This is a genomic window from Nostoc punctiforme PCC 73102 (assembly GCF_000020025.1).
Classification (GTDB): Bacteria; Cyanobacteriota; Cyanobacteriia; order Cyanobacteriales; family Nostocaceae; genus Nostoc; species Nostoc punctiforme.
On record NC_010628.1, the window covers coordinates 4,197,855 to 4,217,937 of the forward strand.

At 38.6% G+C, this 20,083-nt stretch carries 13 protein-coding genes; 12 read left to right on the forward strand and 1 reads right to left on the reverse strand.

Going from position 1 to position 20,083, the window contains the following annotated elements; all coding sequences use genetic code 11:
* Positions 1-24 precede the first annotated feature (24 nt).
* The 12 genes from NPUN_RS17030 (at position 25) to devC (ending at position 18,603) form a co-directional block, all read left to right on the forward strand.
* Positions 25-2,346, forward strand: coding sequence for a type I polyketide synthase (locus tag NPUN_RS17030; protein WP_012409764.1), 2,322 nt, complete (start codon positions 25-27; stop codon positions 2,344-2,346).
* A 42-nt stretch (positions 2,347-2,388) separates the two neighbouring features.
* Positions 2,389-4,251: a TubC N-terminal docking domain-related protein gene (locus NPUN_RS17035; protein ID WP_012409765.1), complete on the forward strand. Its 1,863-nt coding sequence runs from the start codon at positions 2,389-2,391 to the stop codon at positions 4,249-4,251.
* 69 nt (positions 4,252-4,320) lie between these two features.
* On the forward strand, positions 4,321-5,178 hold the full coding sequence (locus tag NPUN_RS17040; protein ID WP_012409766.1) for an SDR family NAD(P)-dependent oxidoreductase: 858 nt from the start codon (positions 4,321-4,323) through the stop codon (positions 5,176-5,178).
* 29 nt (positions 5,179-5,207) lie between these two features.
* Positions 5,208-6,545, forward strand: coding sequence for a D-arabinono-1,4-lactone oxidase (locus NPUN_RS17045; protein ID WP_012409767.1), 1,338 nt, complete (start codon positions 5,208-5,210; stop codon positions 6,543-6,545).
* The gene (locus tag NPUN_RS17050; protein ID WP_012409768.1) at positions 6,542-7,330 is read left to right on the forward strand and encodes an SDR family NAD(P)-dependent oxidoreductase; all 789 of its coding nucleotides are present in this window, start codon (positions 6,542-6,544) and stop codon (positions 7,328-7,330) included. Before NPUN_RS17045 ends, NPUN_RS17050 begins: the two co-directional genes overlap by 4 nt.
* Before the next feature lie 37 nt (positions 7,331-7,367).
* Positions 7,368-8,696, forward strand: coding sequence for an NAD-dependent epimerase/dehydratase family protein (locus tag NPUN_RS17055; protein WP_012409769.1), 1,329 nt, complete (start codon positions 7,368-7,370; stop codon positions 8,694-8,696).
* 8 nt (positions 8,697-8,704) lie between these two features.
* On the forward strand, positions 8,705-10,387 hold the full coding sequence (locus NPUN_RS17060) for a GMC oxidoreductase (RefSeq protein ID WP_012409770.1): 1,683 nt from the start codon (positions 8,705-8,707) through the stop codon (positions 10,385-10,387).
* Positions 10,388-10,429: 42 nt separating this feature from the next.
* Complete coding sequence (locus NPUN_RS17065; RefSeq protein ID WP_012409771.1) at positions 10,430-11,644, forward strand: glycosyltransferase; 1,215 nt, start codon at positions 10,430-10,432, stop codon at positions 11,642-11,644.
* 28 nt (positions 11,645-11,672) lie between these two features.
* The gene (locus NPUN_RS17070) at positions 11,673-12,623 is read left to right on the forward strand and encodes a class I SAM-dependent methyltransferase (RefSeq protein ID WP_012409772.1); all 951 of its coding nucleotides are present in this window, start codon (positions 11,673-11,675) and stop codon (positions 12,621-12,623) included.
* 334 nt (positions 12,624-12,957) lie between these two features.
* Positions 12,958-15,543, forward strand: coding sequence for an SBBP repeat-containing protein (locus NPUN_RS44145; RefSeq protein WP_012409773.1), 2,586 nt, complete (start codon positions 12,958-12,960; stop codon positions 15,541-15,543).
* A 644-nt stretch (positions 15,544-16,187) separates the two neighbouring features.
* Positions 16,188-17,363, forward strand: coding sequence for an ABC exporter membrane fusion protein (locus tag NPUN_RS17080; RefSeq protein ID WP_012409774.1), 1,176 nt, complete (start codon positions 16,188-16,190; stop codon positions 17,361-17,363).
* A gap of 73 nt (positions 17,364-17,436) precedes the next feature.
* On the forward strand, positions 17,437-18,603 hold the full coding sequence (gene devC / locus NPUN_RS17085) for an ABC transporter permease DevC (protein WP_012409775.1): 1,167 nt from the start codon (positions 17,437-17,439) through the stop codon (positions 18,601-18,603).
* 191 nt (positions 18,604-18,794) lie between these two features.
* On the opposite strand, the gene NPUN_RS17090 is transcribed toward devC, so the two are convergent.
* A complete protein-coding gene (locus tag NPUN_RS17090) occupies positions 18,795-19,925 on the reverse strand; it encodes a GNAT family N-acetyltransferase (RefSeq protein WP_012409776.1) in 1,131 nt (376 codons plus the stop codon).
* Between the last annotated feature and the right edge of the window lie 158 nt (positions 19,926-20,083).

Sequence of the window (20,083 nt, forward strand, 5' to 3'; positions counted from 1 at the left end):
CACACACAATCACCAAAAACAACCATGAGTTCAGAACAAGCTAATTCCCTATCTCCTATCAAACGGGCGCTGATGGCGCTAGAGAAGATGCAGGCCCAGCTTGATGCTGTAGAATATGCCAAAAAAGAACCGATCGCGATCGTGGGCATGGGTTGCCGATTCCCTGGTGGTGCTGATAACCCGGAGGCATTTTGGCAGTTGTTGCGTGATGGTGTTGATGCAATTATCGATATTCCAGGCGATCGCTGGGATACAGCAGCTTACTACGACCCCAATCCAGATACACCAGGAAAAATTTACACCCGTAAAGGAGGCTGTTTAAGCGATCGCTTGGATAGCTTTGAACCCCAGTTTTTTGGGATTTCTGCCACAGAAGCCAAAAGCCTCGATCCCCAACAACGCTTGTTACTAGAGGTTGCTTGGGAAGCCCTGGAAAATGCCAATCAATCACCAGAAAAGTTGTTTAACAGCCTCACAGGTGTATTTTTAGGCATCTGTAGCAATGACTATAACAACATGATTTGGCAGACTGGCGGCGCTACTCAAGTAGATGCTTTTTGTGCCACTGGCAATGCTTTAAGTGTAGCGGCTGGACGCTTATCTTATTTTTTGGGGTTAAAAGGGCCGAGTTTAGCTGTTGATACTGCTTGTTCTTCCTCATTAGTGGCACTACATTTGGCCTGTCAACATCTGCGGAATCAAGAGTGTCATCTGGCATTAGTGGGTGGAGTCCACTTACTGCTATCACCAGAAACCAGTGTGGCTTTTGCCAGAACCAAAATGTTAGATGCTGATGGATACTGTAAAACCTTTGATGCTGACGCTAATGGCTATGTGCGTGGTGAAGGTTGTGGCGTCATCGTCCTCAAACGCTTGTCTGATGCTGTTGCTCACAAAGATAAAATTCTCGCTGTAATTCGCGGTTCCGCAGTCAACCACAATGGTCGCAGTAGTAGTTTAATTGCCCCTAACGGCCCGTCTCAGCAAGCCTTGATTCGTCAAGCCTTGGAGAATGCTAGTGTTGAACCCGCTGCTGTGAGTTACATAGAAGTGCAAGGTACCAGCACATCCTTAGGACAACCAATTGAAGTGGAAGCGTTAGCAGCAGTATATGGCAAAAATCGCCCCCTAGACAATCCCTTGCTGATTGGGTCGGTGAAAACTAATATTGGTCATCTGGAAGCAGCTTCCGGTATTGCAAGTTTAATGAAAATAGTACTTGCCATGCAACATGGCCAAATACCACCCCACCTGCACTTGCATCAGCCCAATCCTTATATTGACTGGGAGAAATTACCAGTCAAAGTACCAACACAGAATATCCCTTGGGACAAAGGAGATCGGCAACGCTTGGCTGGAATCAGTGCTTTTAGCTTTAGTGGGACTAATGCTCATATAGTGTTGGAAGAATACACAAATGCGGAAAATCCACAAGGGTTATCACGTTCTCTGCATATATTAGCCCTGTCCGCCAAGACACAAGAGTCACTAGTGCAGTTAACAGCAGCATACGAAAAGTACTTAGTTGGCAATCCAGAGTTGAATTTGGCAGATATTTGTTTTACAGCTAATACTAAGCGATCACATTTTCCCTACCGTCTAGCTGTAACTGCTGCTTCCACCTTGGAACTGGCAGGAAAACTAGGGGCTTTTAGAGACGGGAAAGCAGTAGAAGGGTTAAGTCAAGGTAAAGCCACTACTAATTTCCCAGAAGAACTACAAATACCCGATCTCAACTCCAAATCAATAAATTGGCAAAGCATTTTGGAAAACGTTACTCAATCATATATCAAAGGTGTGACAATAGACTGGGCGGCTTTGTATCCAGATGATTTGTGCGCTCGCCTCCAATTACCAAATTATCCTTGGCAACGGCAACGCTATTGGATTGAGTCTGGAACACAGATCAATGCAGACTTGTCTATTATTGACTCGATCAAGCAGGGAAATGTGCATCAGCTAACTCAACAGTTGTCAGCAGCAGAAAACCTATCTGCCGATGAATGGGAATTATTGTCGCAACTGCTAACAAAATTAACAGATCCATCGCCATCTATACAGCAATTGCAACGCCAATCGCTGACACTCACAGATATTCAAAACTGGCTAGTCTCGCAAATAGCCAAAGAAATGGGAGTCAAACCAGATGATATAGAGGTTCAAGCACCTTTTGATAGTTACGGATTAGATTCCATGTTAGCAATTAGTATTGCCAATGCCGGACAAAAATATTTAGGAATCCAGGTTTCTCCATTGATGTTAGTACATTATCCGACAATTGCCGTACTTTCGCAGCACCTAGCTACAGAATTGGCAGCATCTGAAACAGAAGCTTTTGAAATTTGATTTATATTTTAAAAAATTAGATAATTAAGGATTTTAGCAATCATGAATATCACTGAACTTGTAGATAACTTGACTCAAAAAGGTGTAAAATTATGGGTTGATAATGATAAACTTCGCATTCATTCACCCAAAGGAATATTAACACCAGAAATCCAAAGCGAACTGGCAAAACGCAAAGTCGAAATTCTCAGTTTACTGCAAAGAAAAAATAACGATTCTGAATGTCCTACAGATAATGGTCAATCCCTAAGCTTACAAACTATCGGACGTTTAATTGGCGGTTTTTCCCAAAAAACCGATACAGATTTTAAGCCGCCTGTTACCAACCCCGAAGTTATGGCGCAAAAGCTGAAAATTACTTTTCGACCCTTGCCCAAGGGATATCAAGAAGCAGCAATTATTAAATTTCGAGAACAATTAACGCAGAAACTCCAAGATTGTGGCGTGCAGATTGCAGATTGGGAATCAGCCACCAAAGAAATGAACTATGAAATCACCATTCCCCTAACTAATCTGCGAAAGACAATCAAAACTAGGGTGGTGAAAGCCGATGTTAGTGCCATTATCGATGTTGAAAGAAAACCGAATTTACTCAGTAAGCTGAAGATTTGTATTGCAGAAAATCTCTATAATTTCTATTCTCAATTTATTTGGAAACATCAAAAACAGTCTGTCTCCAAAATTGCTCAATTTATCAGTTGGGCTGAAGAGAATATTCAACCAGTAGAAGACCCTACCAATACCCAAATTATTGTATTGACAGACTTGGATGAAGAATTTGTTAGCTCCAATCTCCCCTATCAACAAAAAATCCCTATTGGCGTAAATACTCTAGTCAGAACATTTTCTGAGATTGTCATTGGTGTGTCTTCTCATCAGATTTCTATATTAAATATGAATCTTTCCGATTCTACATTTCCTGTGGAATCAATCGATGATTTTGTTTTGAAATCTTTAACACCGAAAATATACGTACCAATTTTACCATTGCCGTTGAGCAGATTTACCATTAGTCAATATGACCCAAATCAATCCCCCTATGCAGCCCAACTGGTAAAATTTGGTCAAGAATTAGCAGCAACAGAATTGCTGCCTTCTGGATTCAAAATTGACGATGTAATTACCAGAAAATCCCATCGAGATATTGTAGACTGGATGGCAAATGGGAGAACAGGTGTATCTTATGGTTTTGTCGCTTATGCAGAACCTCCACAATATGTCGGGGCTGGAGAAATCTCAGCTAGTGAATGGGAGAACTTATCACCCATCCCTGGATTTAGCAACGATGAACTGCGACTAAATCAAATTGGTAGGAGATATTTAAAAACCAAAATTGGTAATGAATATCGATACAAACAAATACCAGATATTTGGGTTGTCAGTTCTCGTTCGGGTTCCAAAAAAACAGACCTAAATTTGGAAACCGATATTCTCAGGATTGGCTTGCAAGATAGGCTGTTGTTGCAATTACCAGAAGCAATTAACCCAAGCGCTGGGGATATTAAACCATCATACGACTTGTACGTGATGGTGGCGATCGCCCTCTCTGCTTCCCTATATGCGCCAGAACTCATTGAAAATGGTGCGCCAATGGTTCATTTCCACGGATACCCATCTCTTGATTGGTTTAAGTCCGAGAAAGAATATTACACAGGTGTCCACAATCCCTCAGTTCCCTGTGGAACTTATGAATCAGGAGTCTTTAACTTCCTGGGGATATACGATTTAGTTCAACAACATGGCAGTGATATTGCCTTAGCTAGTCTCATTGAACCAGATCACGGTACAAATATCATCGGCCGGGATCTGGAATATATACTTTCTAGAATCAAAACTGGAATTGAACAAGGAGAAATTGAACTAGGAGGAAAATATTTCCCTTCTTTAAAACAGAACTTGAATTAAATCAACTCAGGTTGACTATCATCAATAGTCAACCTCTTAGGCATACAAATTAACATTTAACCAAGCATTATGACCAGCATAGCGGGTAAAACAGTACTTTTAACAGGAGCTTCTCGCGGCATCGGTGTCTTCATTGCTCGTGCTTTAGCCAAGGAACAAGCAACTATCATTGGAGTTGGGCGATCGCATCAACAACTTGACAATCTTACTACTGAACTCAAAGCTTTGGGATGTAATTTCATTCCCTTTACCTGTGACATCAGCAATTTATCAGAACTACCAATTTTATTAAATAAAATTAATCAAATCGTTGGTGACGTTGACATCTTAATTAATAACGCCGGCATCGAAATTTATCGCTCATTTCCAGATTATTCCCTGGCTGAGATGCAATCAGTCATCTCGACTAACTTACTAGCAGCAATGGAACTATCCCGGCTACTACTGCCAAATATGTTAGTTCAAAACAGTGGTCATATTGTCAACATTGCCTCCCTAGCTGCTAAAAAAGGACATCCTTACGACAGCATTTATTCTGCTAGTAAAGCAGGTTTATTAATGTGGAGTGATGCTGTTAGACAAGAATTAGCTGATACTGGTGTAGAAATCTCAACCATTTGTCCAGGATATATTGCCGAACAAGGAATGCTAGCTGATACTGGCATTCCTGCACCCAGTTTATCCGGCACATCTCAACCGGAAGCAGTAGCGAAAGCAGTGATTCAAGCCATTAAGAAAAATCAAGCTGAAGTCATAGTTAATAAAGATTTAATAACAGTAGGATTGACAAAAATACTCTTTGCTCTTTGGCAATTTTTTCCAAAATTTGGAGATGCCATTTATCGCAGGATTGGTGTCATAGCACTAAACAAAAAACGTAGACAAACTAAAAATTATTCCAATTCAATCAACCTCTTGCATAAATAGCGAGTTAATTATTCATTAAAAAAATAAATATGGGAAAGCAACAGATTTGGAAAAACTGGTGGGAAAATCACACATGTACACCAGAACACTACTATCAACCAGAACAAATAGATGAAGTTGTTGAGATTATTAAATCTGCAAACCTTGAACAAAAGCAAATCAAAGTGATTGGTAGTGGTCGTTCTTGGTCAGATATACCTTGTACCGATGGATACATGATTTCCTTAGATAAATTCAATCAGGTTTTAGATATAGACATAGAACAGAAGACCGTAATAGTAAAATCTGGTATACGTATCTACCAATTAGTCGATATTTTAGCCAAGCATGGTTTAGCTTTATCTTCACTAGGTTCGATTTGTGAGCAAAGCATAGCAGGAGCTATTTCTACCGGAACACATGGCAATTCTTTACATCAAGGAGGACTGGCATCATCAATTTTAGAATTAGAACTAGTTAATGGGATTGGAGAAGTTATCAAGTGTTCCAAATCAGAAAACCCTGATTTGTTTTCAGCAGCCTTGATTGGACTTGGTGCTATTGGTATCATCACCCAAGTCAAAATTCAGTGCTGCAATCAATTTTGGTTAACTGAAACCTTGCAATGTTGGAATATCAAAGATGTTTTAGAAAATTTGGACACTCTCAAAAAAAATGATTATTGTCGTTTTTGGTATACCACAACCAACAAAGATGCCATAGTCCAAACTTTTTCAGATTCCCAAATTCTAGAAAAGACAGGATTTATTCATTTTATCAAACGCATCATCACTCAAATATTCTGGTTTTTGTGGATTTCTTGGCATGATAATCCGGCTGAACATGATTCTCAGTCTTTTACTAGAAAAGACGAATCCCAACATATTCTATGCTATCCCAGATTTTTTCTCAAACTATATAAACTCTCTTTTCGGATGACAAAATATTGTCAAAATGTATTGATATCAGAATATGGTATCCCTGAAGAGATGGCGAGTATTGCTATGAACAAAATTTTATCTCTTGTAGATCGGGGGATAATCAAAGGACATTTAAGATTTGAAGTTCGCTTTGGAGCAGCAGAAGATGTGTGGCTAAGTACTGCTTATCAACGTCCTACTTGTTATATACAAGTCCTGTTTGAGAAAAAGAATTTTACTTCTACCCAAGACCAAAATGATGCTTTTATTCAAGTTGAAAATATTATCAAAAATTTAGCTGGGAGACCACATTGGGCAAAAGATCATCTGTATACAAATGATGATTTACGCTCGACATACCCCCGTTGGCAAGAATTTTTGCAAATTAGACAGCAAACCGATCCTCAGCAATGTTTTACCAATAGTTACTTAAATAAAATATTTGATGATGTCAGGAGAACTGCATGAAATGGCCAGAAAAATATGGAGAATGGGCGATTGTCACAGGTGCTTCTTCCGGAATTGGTAGAGCATTTGCTCATGATTTAGCCCAACGAGGGATGAATCTGATTCTCGTAGCCCGCCAACTTGCAGGGCTGGAAGAAGTAGCCGCAGAATGTAACTCTTGGGAAACAAAAACTTACTTGTGTGCCGTTGATTTGACCGAGCCTAATGGGATACATAAGCTGATATCTTTAGTTGGCGATAGAGAAGTTGGCATTTTAGTTAATAATGTAGGTATTGTTGCTAGAGGTTTATTTACTAAAATTGAACTTCAAAGACAACTAGATATGGTAACGCTACACTGTACTGTTCCTGTAGCCCTTACGCACCATTATTTAGCTCAGATGCTCAAAAGAAATCAAGGAGCTATTATTAATATTTCTTCGGTGGCTGCTTATCATTTTCAACCCTTGTTGACAACCTATGCTGCAACGAAAGAGTTCGATTGGAAGTTTAGTAAGTCTCTAGCTTGGGAACTGAAAGATACAGACATTGATATATTAACTGTAGTACCAGGATTCACTAAAACAGCAGCCTATGAGGCTGCCGACTGGAAAATTGATTTTGATTCTATTCCTGCTTTATTTAAGCCGCAAAATCCACGAGAAGTATCGAAAAAATCTCTTGATATCCTTGGTAAGCAACGCTCAATTATAGTTGCTTCCTTCATGGAAAAACTAATCATCAATGCTAATTACTTACTCCCCGATAGATTCATGGAATTTATCTTGAGTAAGATGTTTGTTTAAATAAATTTCACAACATTACTTTTTAAAATTTCAGCAAATGAGCAATTTACAAAAAGTTATTGTTTTTGGCGCAAGTGGTTTTCTCGGCGAGCATATTATCAAATCCTTAATCAGTGAAAATTGGGATGTCTATGCTGCTGTGAGAACTAAACCCGAGTCTTCTACCGATGGCTTTAACCAGACTCAAGTAACCTACTATGAAGGAGACTTAGAAGACCAAAAGTACATCCAGGATGCTATCGCCGGGATGGATGCAATTATTTTTTCCGCAGGATGTACTTGGAAGAGTGATTTGGAGATTTCCGAATACTATCGACGCAATGTCCAAATTACCAAGAATTTTTTCACTGCTCTTGGCGATCGCCCCAATGTTCGGATTGTCTACACATCCTCTATGTCTGTCATCGCAGGCAGTAAATCTGATTATATCTTCTTTGAGGATAGCGATCGCTCTCAAGTCAGCCAAAATCAATTAAGTCCTTACGATTTAGCCAAAATCGAATGCGAACAGATAGCACTGGACTATGCTCAAAGAGGTAATAATCTTGTAATACTAAATCCTGGTAATATGTTGGGACCAGGAGTTTTTAACCATTCCAAAATTACTACATCGATTCTCGTCTTATGGTTTTGTCAAAAACAATTTCCATTCTACATAAATGGGGGACACTCCTATTGCGATGTTCGAGATGTTGCTAAAGCTCATGTTGCAGCACTAACCCGTGGACGCAGTGGTGAACGCTACATCGTGGCTGGAGACAACTTAGATATGGCAAGTATCTCTAGTTTACTGGTGAAAATGACTGGCTTTAAGATGCCTCAACAGTTACCTGCTAGCGGCGTATATTTGTTATCGTTACTACTGGAAAGTTTATCTTTATTAAGCTTCAGATTATTCAAAAATCCCTATCATCCAGATTTCGTCAAATCTTTTGCCCTGCATTATTATGCTAATTCTCAAAAAGCAATTAAGGAACTTGCTTACAATATTACTCCCATCGAAACCACTCTTATAGATACTATTAAATATTTTGGTAAACGGGAACTGCTATCAGAAGACTTGAATTTTTTTGCGTTAATGACTCATAGTAATATTCAATCCTTGATTTATCTGCGACAATTAGCTTCCCAACATACATTTTCTCAATTTTTACTCTCTAAAATTTCGCAGATATACGGAATTTGTCAATCAAATTTATCTTTAAATAATGTTTTAGATAACTTGGTTAATCATAGCAAATTTAACATTAAGACTGGCAAATTTCAACCAGATAAAACCAAATGTCAAGAAGACTTGAAAAGTATCAATCAACTATTTGAATATCTTTATTTTGCATCGAATGATTTTCTTTCAGAAGTAATTTGAGAGTGGATATGAGTATAGATAGTTACGATTGGCTAGAAAAATGCGATATTTGCATAGTTGGTACAGGTGCGGCAGGAGGAATTCTAGCCCATCAGCTGGCAATGAATAACTTTTCGGTGCTTTCTTTAGAACAAGGAGAAAAGATTGATAATAGCTACTTCTCCAACCAACTGAAGCCCGAACAAGAAGAAAATTTTGGCATTGCCCCTGATATGTCTTGGCCTTTGAAGCCAGCTGCATCTTTTTACTATGATAACTTTCAAGCTAGTCAACTCTACGCCAAACAAGAGACATCATCGATTTCATCACAATCTGAAGAAATTTTTGATAATCGACAGATTTTTCGACTCAACGGAAAGCAAAATTTGTGGGGCGGCGTTTGTTTACGATATTCACGTAGAGATTTTCGTGGCAAAGATTATGGAGATTCCGACTCGAATTGGCCAATTGGGTATGAAGATTTAGAATCTCACTACACAGAGATTGAACGCCTGATAGGTGTTTGCGGCACGAAAGAAGGGCTTGACGATCTACCTGATGGTGAGTTTATTCCCCCAAAACCCTTGCGGCCTGCTGATAAACTTGTGATCGATGCTGTCAAGAAATTCCGTGATGTCAATATCAGAGCTATTCCCAGTCGCAAAGCAATTGAAACCCGTCTGGAAGTTGCCCATCATTGCCAAAGTTGCGGTATGTGTGCTTATGGCTGTAGTTCTGGCAGCATTTATAAATTTTCCAGTCATCTACTACCACGTATTGTTAACCGGAGTAATTACCAAATACTTTATCAGAGTAAAGTTATACGTTTACTCAGACATCAAGATTCCCACAGAATTTATGCTGCCGAATGTCTAGATACTGCAACTAACCAAAGATTCCGAGTGGAAGCAAAAGTATTTATTCTGGCTGCTGGGGCGCTAGAAACACCACGCATCCTGTTTAATTCTCAAGACGAAGCTTATCCCCAGGGATTTGCCAACAGTTCCGGGACTTTAGGCTGTTACCTCCAAGATAATATCTTGATTAACGTTGGCACTTCTTTGGTGAAGCTATTTGCTACACAAGAAAAATATGATGTCGGTTTTGGAGATAATATCTTAATACCACGGTTTTTATTCGACAATAAAGAATTTCGTGGTGGATACATGGCTCTTTATTATAACTCCTATCCGAAGCGTCCTAACTATATTGATGGGTTAGAAATCTTTCCCGACTGGAGTAAAAACTGGTTAGCCAAGTCCTTGTTTAAGACTTACGCTGTACTACATTTTCAAGGTAAACCAGAGGTTAAAAAGTCAAATTGTATTGTCCCTAGTCAAGAACGTGATGTTTACGGTATTCCCAAGGTGGATGTGCATTATGAATTCACAGAAAATGACCAGCAAATGCAGCAAAGTATGGCTCAGTATGGTCAAAGAATTTTACGCCAATGTTCAGGACTTGTGGTTTTTTCCTACACATCAAAACCTGGTAACTCCATTCATTATGCTGGTACTTGTCGTATGGCGCAAAATAGTCAAGAAGGAATTGTGGACAGTAATTTAAAGACATTCGACCACGAAAATCTTTATCTGTGTGATGGGAGTGTGATACCCGAAATATCAGAAAAAAACTACTCATTGACGATTATGGCCTTAGCAAATCGCTTGGCATCATATTTGTCAACAAAATATCAGCATCTGAGAATTTAATTGCTGAAAAACAAATATGTAGTCTTCATCAGCATAATACAAATGTCTTCTCATCCAAGCCACACTCTACTTTTTTTGTTCACAACTTTTCTTCCAGAAGTCACGGGTTCAGCTATTTTTAATTGGGAACGAGTCCAATGGTTTGCCAAGCAAGGAATTTACCGTATAATTGTTTTAGCACCAGATTGGCAAGAACAATCAAAATTGCCTGTTGTACCACCAGATTTAGCAGAAAACTTAATTCTAGAAACTTATCCTTCTCAGCCTTGGTTGCTTTACCCTTTGCTGCATGTGCCTAAGTTTTCTACGGCTCGTTACATTAACCAAAGGATAGCTCATTACAAACCAGATTTAATCAATGTTGTAGATGTAGAGCGGTTATTCTTATTTAGCACTTGGCATTTACCGGGTAGACGCTATGCCAAAAACAACAAAATTCTTTATATCACCGAATATCATACAGATTATTGTAATCATGTCAGTACCTATCCCGCTGGTAATTTGTTGCGAGAAATATTATGGAAACCAATAACCAAATATTTGTACAATAAATGTGATATTACTATAGCCATAAGTCCCACAGCAAGTAAAATTTTGCAAAAAATGGGCATTTCCAATGCTATAACCATACCCATGTATGGTTTAGATTTATCCGCATATACTCCTAGTCGCCGCAATCGGCAATTTTTAGAAACTTGGTTAACTCCTCAAGAAAAAGACAATAAAGTTATCTTATTTTTGGGAAGAATTGCCTTAGAAAAAAGAATTGATATACTCATCAAAGCATTTTCTACATTACAACTTAAACAAAAAAATAGTTCTTTAATCATCGCTGGAGATGGGCCTGTAGAAGTCGTTCAGAAATTAAAAAATCTGGCTAAATCTATTCCTAATATTCACTTTATAGGTTTTGTACATGGAGAAAAAAAAGCTAACCTATTAGCTGCATCTGATATCTACTGTAGCCCTGCTCCCTACGAAACCTTTGGCCGTACACTTGTAGAAGCAATGGCTTCTGGTACACCAGCAATTACTGTTAATAGTGGTGGAGTTTCTGACTATATTTTAGATGGAATCAATGGCTATCTTGTCGAACCAAATGATGTAGAAGCATTAACTCATGCAATTCTCAAAATTTTGAGAAATGAAAATAGAAACGTTATACAACGGGCTTGCGAAGATGCTAAACAATTTTCTCTAGAACAAGCCTGTGAAAATCTCCATAATTATTACCAAGAGATTTTAAATAAAAACTGATTTAATTTAATTGATAGGATTTTTAAAAATGGATTCAGTATCACCAGAACTTATTTCTAATAACCAAGGTTACGATCGCAGCCACAAGCAGCGTTTGGAATGTTTGATTTGCAATTATCATGTCGATTTAAATGATAAATCAGCATTTTCTACGTTCTTCTGTAACGTCAGAGCATTTAGAGATGAAAAATTTCCGATTTGGCGTTGTCCCACATGCCAAACCATTCATTGTCTTGATGTCGTAGATATTGACTCATACTACGCCAAATACCCTTTTGCGGAAGCGAAACTAACATTACCCTTCCGATTATGTTATCAAAACCTCTGCCAAAAAATGATTGAGCATGGCTTCTCTAAGACTCACTCATTCCTTGATTATGGTTGTGGTAACGGTTTAGTTGTACAATATCTGCGAGAAAATGGCTTTGCCAATGCTTACGGTTACGATCCTTATGCGCCCAAAGAAAGCTTTGGTGATGCTACAGTACTGCAAAGAGGCCCATTCGATTATATTTTGCTGCAAGATATTATCGAACATGTAGAAGATCCTCATGCTTTGTTAAGTAAATTAGATAGTTTATTAGCACCAGGTGGTTATCTACTTTTAGGCACACCTAACGCAACCAATATTGACATCAATCGTCCGGAATTATCTAACTACTATAACGCGGTGCATGTACCCTATCACATTCATATCTATACTCGTGAAGTTGTAGAGTCTTTGGGCAAGCAACAGGGATGGGAAGTTGTGAAGTTTTTCAATCGCGGCTATGACGATACGCGTTGGTTTGGGCTTAACACTCGGACATGGAATGAGTACCAAAGTATCTCAGATGGTACCTTCGATGTCATTTTTGAAGAAATTAACATTTGGCAAGCTTTAAAATCCTATAGATTTCTCTTCTATGCATTTTTTGGTTACTGGCTTAGTCTCCGTACTGACATGACTATTATGTTTCGTAAAAAAATTACAGACTAAATCATTGCAAATAGATCAAACTGAATATGTCAAGTAATTACATTGCTTATTAATATAGCTTTTCAATCTTTATCATTAATTTAAGTAAAACTACTTAAATATATAGAACCAATGAAATTTATTATCAAGAGATAATAAATCTGTACAAATACGTAATACAATCAAAACTAACAGAATTTTTTACCCTTTTGTCAGGGTATTTACCTTCTTTGAATAGTTGTGATTGAAGAATATACATTTAACATACATCTAACTGTATGTATGAATGATTTCTGTGATCTCTAGCCAAGCTTCAGACAGTATTTCAGTGTTCGTATTAAAGTCATAAAAAACAATGAAAACAATCAAAAAGTCTACTAAGAAAACAATCGATAAGTCTACTAAAAAGCCAAAGTACACTTTAGTAGATTCCCTTGAAGGTGCAGTTAATGAAGTTCCTAGTAAGATAACTCAATTTGTAAATTCACTTGGAGGTATAACCGATGTTAATGCTACTAATCCAAATGATTTCTTATTTGTCACACTCACACCTGCAAGTGACGTAGTTTTTGGAGGATTTGGCGAATATCAGCTGTTATTTGGACGTAGAGGCAATGATGTACTCTATGGTTTAGATCAGAGTTTAAGTAATCAGAAATCATCACTTAACATTGATGTGATGCTTGGTGATTCTGAACCAGTTGCTTTATTTGCATATTCAGATATTTTGAATACATTAGGTGGAAATCCTCCCACTATTGGGAAGGATAGATTTGTACTTGGTGACTGGCGAAAGTCATATTACACAAATAATGGTTATTACGACTTTGCATACATTGTTGATTTCAACCGTAATCAAGATGTGATTCAACTACATGGGCGTGCAGAAGATTATGATTTTATTGATGTTCCTTTTCTGGGAACAGCTATATTTCAGAAGTCAAAAGATAGTCCGTTATTTTGGGATGGAGAGTTAGTCGGAGTTGTATTTGCGGCCTCTAATTTAGATCCGAATGCTTCTTATTTCCGCTATGTAGGCTCTACTCCACCGCCAGTATCAGGGCCAACCCAAGTTAAGCATTTAGGTACTGTTGGTTTTGATCTAGCTACTGCTGTTGCTACAGATATTTCGGGAAATGTCTATGTAGTAGGTGTAACTTCTGGTGCGTTTATAGGTAATAATGCTGGTTCTTATGATATCTGGCTCACCAAATATGATAGTGATGGTAATCAGTTATGGAATCAACAGTTTGGTAGTTCCAAATTTGACTTAGCTGTTGCCATTACAACAGATAAGTTAGGTAACTTTTATCTGGTGGGAAGTACCCAAGGTGACTTGGCAGGAAAACCTACGGAAGCAGAGCAACAAGATGCTTGGCTAGCTAAATATGACAGTAATGGTAATCAATTGTGGATTCGTCAACTAGGAGATTCAATAGTTACTGGTGGTTCTGATGTTACTGTTGACGACAACGGCAATATCTATGTAGCTGGACTGACAGTTACTCCAGATCAAAGGCCAGTTGCCATCATTGATGCTCAGGATGATTTTTGGGTAACAAAGTACGATTCTAATGGTACCCAACAGTGGTTTACCAAAGTTGGGACAGATCCATCTTATCCAGCGATTTGGGATGAAGCTTACGGTGTAGCCCTTGCAAAGGATGGATCTGTCTATTCTACAGGATGGACTTATGGTGGTCTAGCTAGAGACAATCCCCAATTGGGATTATACGATTCTTGGATCACTAAATATAACAACGATGGACAAGTGCAATGGATTAGACAGTTTGGTAGTGCAAACGATGACTTTTCTTGGAGTGTTGTCACCGATAGTCAAGGTAATGTCTATGCCTACGGATGGACTGGCGGTGATTTTGGTGGTAAAAGTTTTGGACAAGATGACGTTTGGCTAATTAAGTTTTCTTCTGATGGCACCCAAGATTGGGTACGTCAGTTTGGTACTAGCGGTGATGATGCAGTCTTTTTAGATGGACTCAAGATTGATTCAAAAGATCAATTATATGTTGCTGGTTATACTGATGGTAGCTTTGGTGGTTCCAATGCAGGGTCTTATGATGCCTTCGTTGCCAGCTTTGATACCAATGGCAACCAACTTTGGATTCAACAGTTTGGCAGTGCTGAACTCGATAAGGCTACAAATCTGACTGTTGATAACTTTGATAATGTCTACGTTACGGGATTTACAGAGGGTTCATTGGGTGGTTCCAATGCTGGCTCTGTAGATAGTTGGGTCGCCAAGTTGAATTCTGCAACAGGGACTTTGGAAACATTTAATCCATCTTCAACTCCAATACTCAATAAAATAGCTGGTACTAATAGTAAAGATAGCCTTATCGGTACTGAACCAACCTCTAGCAATTTGAAATCATTGAATGCAAAAACTTCTGCAACTTCAAATCCAGCTAATGGGAACGATGAAATTCATGGTCAAGGAGGCAATGACACTATAGATGGTAAGGGAGGTAATGATGTGCTGTATGGTGACGTCGGTAATGATACACTCATTGGCGGCGCAGGAAACGACAAACTGGTTGGTGGTGCTGGAAATGATATCTTGACTGGTGGTTCTGGTAAAGATAACTTTATCTTCGACACAGGCAAATTTTTTGCCAACAGGGATCTTGGTGTAGATGGAATTACTGACTTTGAACTTGGTGATAAGATTGTCCTGAGTAAAAGCACTTTCACCACCTTGAAAAGTTCGTTAGGAGACGGCTTTAACAACTTGAAAGATTTTGCTGTAGTTACTAATGGTACGGCAGCTAAAAGTAGCCAAGCCTTTATTGTGTACGATTCAGTTCATGGTGATTTATACTACAATCAAAACGGCTCTAGCTCTGGATTTGGCAGTGGTGCTCTCTTTGCTACCTTGGTTAATCATCCCAGTCTTAGTGCCAGTGATTTTCGTATCGTATAGTAGCTAACTTTTACTTCAGTGAAAGTGGTGTTTTAGGTGAATGAATATTTACTTAGAGTACACTACATGACCAAAGCCCGCTTTGAAAAGTTGGGAAATTCCCTCAGGCTAGATAAAATTCTCATCTGGCAGGATAACGAATAGCAATCAATCACACAAGTGTACTCATGACCACTAAACTCAGATTCTTGAATCACTCTCAAAATCTGGGTTTTAGTGATTTAAACGATCGCTAAGATAAATTTTCTCATAAACCTCCAAACCCTTAGCTTGCAAACAAAGATTCACAAAAATAATTTTATTTTCCTCAATCAAAAAAATATAACTGTGCAACCATAGGTAAAATTTTATACTGATTTTTACTGAGTTATGCAAATTATTTTATTTATATTTTACCAAGTCATAAAATTTTATCAAAGTTAAATCTAATTTCTGCGGTAGTTGGTGAATTTCCTGTGCTGCTGATATCCACTGCTAGGTAAGTAGATTTCATGACTAACTAGCATACGTAAAAACTGAATTTAAGTATAAAAAATTATACTTTTGAACAAAATTGGCATTTTAATAAGTAAATATCCTGAATAATAATAAATTTATGGTAGCAATTTTGATCGGCGTTCAAAAACAAGGAGATGATGAAGCGGATGTTAAAAAAAAAATCTTTAAATCTTTGGTTAATTGGACTGCTTGTTTTAGCTGGTCTAGTAGCGAGTACTACAACCTTTTACGGTTTATCTTTCTTTAGGCAAGGAGTGGGAGAAAGCAATACATCAGCTCCAACGATAAAGAAACTAGTAACTAGAAAGATAACGGCTTTAGGGAGATTGCAACCATTAACAGAAGTTATTCGCTTGTCAGCACCCCAGACTTTAGAGAACGATCGCGTCGCTCAATTGTTTATCAAAGAAGGTGATAAGTTGAAAAAAGGACAAATAATCGCCACATTAGACTCTAAACAAAGCCTACAATTAGCCTTAAAAGAGGCACAAGAGCAAGTCAGAGTTGCCCAATCTCGGTATGACCAAATCAAAGCAGGTGCAAAAGCGGGAGATATTCAAGCGCAAAAGGCTACAATTACTAAATTGCAAGCCGAATTACAAGGAGAAATTGCCACCCAAAAAGCTAATATTGCTCGTTGGCAATCAGAAGTTACCAATGCTCAGGCAGAATATAATCGGTCTCAATCCCTGTACCAACAAGGGGCGATCGCCGTTTCTGATTTCGATCGCAAGCGTTTAGCCCTAGAAACGGCTCAAGCTCAATTAGCCCAAGCATCTGCCCAGCAAAATGGTACTGTAGCCACACTTGAAGCCCAAATCACCGAAGCCAAAGAAGTACTTAACCGGATAGCTGAAGTACGTCCTGTCGATCTACAAGCTGCAAAAACCGAGATAGACAGAGCCAATGCTGCTGTAAAACGCGTCCAAAACGACTTAAATCAGGCTGATATCAAGGCACCAATTGCTGGACAAATTATTAAAATTCATACCCGACCGGGGGAAAAGCTGACTGATGAAGGTATTGCCGATCTAGGGCAAACCAATGACATGGTAGCGATCGCCGAAGTCTATCAAACCGATATTGCTAAAATTCACGTAGGGCAAAAAGCCCTGATTACCAGTCAAGCATTTACTGGACAAGTCAAAGGCACTGTTTACGAACTTGGACTGGAAGTTATTCGCCAAAATGTGTTTAGTAACCAACCAGGAGAAAACCTCGACCGCCGAGTTGTAGAAGTCAAAGTGCGTTTGCAACCTGAAGACAGCGAACGCGTATCCCGTTTGACTAACTTACAAGTCCAAGTAGCTATAGAAATCTGAAGTCAAAAGAATATAGGCTACCTGTGAGAATTCATTAGACAGTCCTTTCATTTTTTCTCCAAAAATTCAATTTATGCTTCGTAAACTATTTTATAGAATTCCTTTAGCCTGGTTGCAAATGTCCAGGGAAAAAACTCGTTTAGCAGTTGCAATTGTGGGAATTGCTTTTGCAGATATTCTGATGTTTGTACAATTGGGGTTTAAGAGTGCGCTCTACGACGCTGCTGTTAGACCTCAATATTCTCTACAAGGGGATCTTTTCTTAATTAATCCCCAGTTTGAAACTGTGTTCTCTGTCAAGAGTTTTTCCAGACAACGTTTATATCAAGCTGCGGGATTTGACAGTGTGAGTTCGGTTAGTTACCTCTACATTGATTCTGGACAGTGGCGCAATCCTATTACCCACAAAGACCGCCGGATTCTAATTTTTGGCATAGATCCGGCCAATTCTGCTTTTAAATTACCAGAGGTCAATCAACATTTGGATGACTTAAAAATGCTTGATACTGTGCTATTCGATCAAATGGGACGCTCAGAATATGGCCCCATCTCTGCTCTTTTACAAAAGTCTGATTTCTTACAAACAGAAGTTAATAATGTTTTGATCCGAGTAGCAGGAATATTTAATTTGGGAGCATCTTTTGCAGCTGACGGTAACGCCATTACTAGTGAATCAACTTTTATGAAGTTATTTCCCAACCGTCGGACAGACCAGATTGATATAGGTATAATTAAACTGAAATCCAATGCAGATATTCAACGGATACAAGCAGATATACAGACTATTTTACCCGCAGATATTCAAGTGTTAACACAAGTAGAGTTGGCTACAAGGGAGAAAGAATATTGGGCGAATTCTACTCCCATTGGATTTATATTTGGATTAGGTTCACTAGTGGCTTTTATCGTTGGTACAGTGATTGTTTACCAGATTATTTATGCAGATGTCTCCGATCATTTACCAGAATACGCTACATTGAAGGCAATGGGATATAGCAATCGCTACTTAATAATTGTCATTTTTCAAGAATCATTGATTTTGGCCTTAATAGGCTTCATTCCAGGTTGTGTTCTATCTTTGGGAGTATATCATGCTGCCCAAATATCTACCCGATTGCCAATTATGATGACAGTTAGTCGAGCTGTTGTTGTGCTGTTGTTGACCATTGTCATGTGTTTTATTTCTGGAGGTATTGCGATCAATAAGTTACACAAAGCTGACCCTGCGGATATATTTTAACTAGGTCGATGTAAATAATTATCGTTGGGATTGGGCACGGGAAAATGGGTTTGATCCTTTTGAGGTCGCAGAGTCTCAATTCGTAAATGTTTAGGGCAACTCATTCGAGATATGCAAACATGATTCTCTGAAATCACAAAACTTTTCACCAATGATATGATATGTATGAAGATAAGGTAAGATTGAGTTAATTAATTACACCAAGATTTCTCAAAAACTCTATAGACTTTGGAACGTTCAGCCCCAAGTTTGAGTAACAGTGTTTGAGCCATTGTATTATCTTCTAAGATTGGCGAAAACTCAATTTCAGTATAATTGGAATTTAAATATTGTTGCATTATCTCGCACCAGAGAAGCACTCCTAAACCCAAGGATTGATATTGTTTGCGGATACACAAGCTATCTAAACGGTAACGCGTAATTTCATTCTCACGACCAAAGGTGAAGATACGTCGGCCTAAATACCGTAGTAATCCCGGTAAGGTTTTAGTCTGGTGCAGAATTTGAAAAACATCAGGTACAAGCATACCAAACCCAACAGGATTATCTCCTATAAGGACAAACAGAAACAGCCGAGGGTCAATTACCTGAATCCAATCCAGCACCAATTGGTAAAATTCCGACCGTTCAATGTATGTATACCCCCATTGACCTGCAAACCCATCATTGTAGAGATCGCAAACAAGGTCAGATTCTTGGGCAAGCTGATCTGGATTCAACTGACGATAGGTGATTCGTTTATTGCGCCACCTTTGGGCATTTTTTGTCAAGAACTCAGGGATAGTCAATTCTCCTTTAATTCTGAAAGCGTTATAGTCCTTAGCTTTTTTAAAGCCTGAGGATTCTAATTGGTTTGGATAGTATGATCGGTTGTATGGCATGGCCACGTATGGGCTATCATCGAATCCGGCAATTAGCATTCCAGCACCATAAATTGGAGAGAGGGAAAATGGCCCTAATAGTTGTGTCATACCATAAGACTGAGCCCAATTCTCAACCTGCTCAAATAATATCTTTGATACATCTTGGTCATCAATGCATTCATAGAATCCAAAAAAAGCGGTTTGTACACCGTAGGTTTGGTTATAAGTGCCATCGATGGAGCCTGCAATCCGACCAACTATTTTTCCATTCTGGTAAGCCAGCCATGCTTCTAGAATCCCATGCTCGTAGAATCCACATTCTTCAGGATCGAACATCTTGACAAGATTGGCAACAGGCCAGGAAACCCAATATGGATCGTCTTTGTAGAGTTGATAGTTGTACTGAAAAAACTGTCGTTTTTTGCGTAGATTGTTAACTTGTCTGATTTCAATAGACATTTTGAATATGGATTACCAGTTCTCGAAACTTGCTGATTTGTATAACTTGAAATTGGTTTTTATTAATTTGATAAGGATATCAGAAACCGAATGTGCTTTTTGCAAAGCATATTTACTTTCAGCTTAACTATAGCAGCCGTCAACAGTTCTTTGTCATC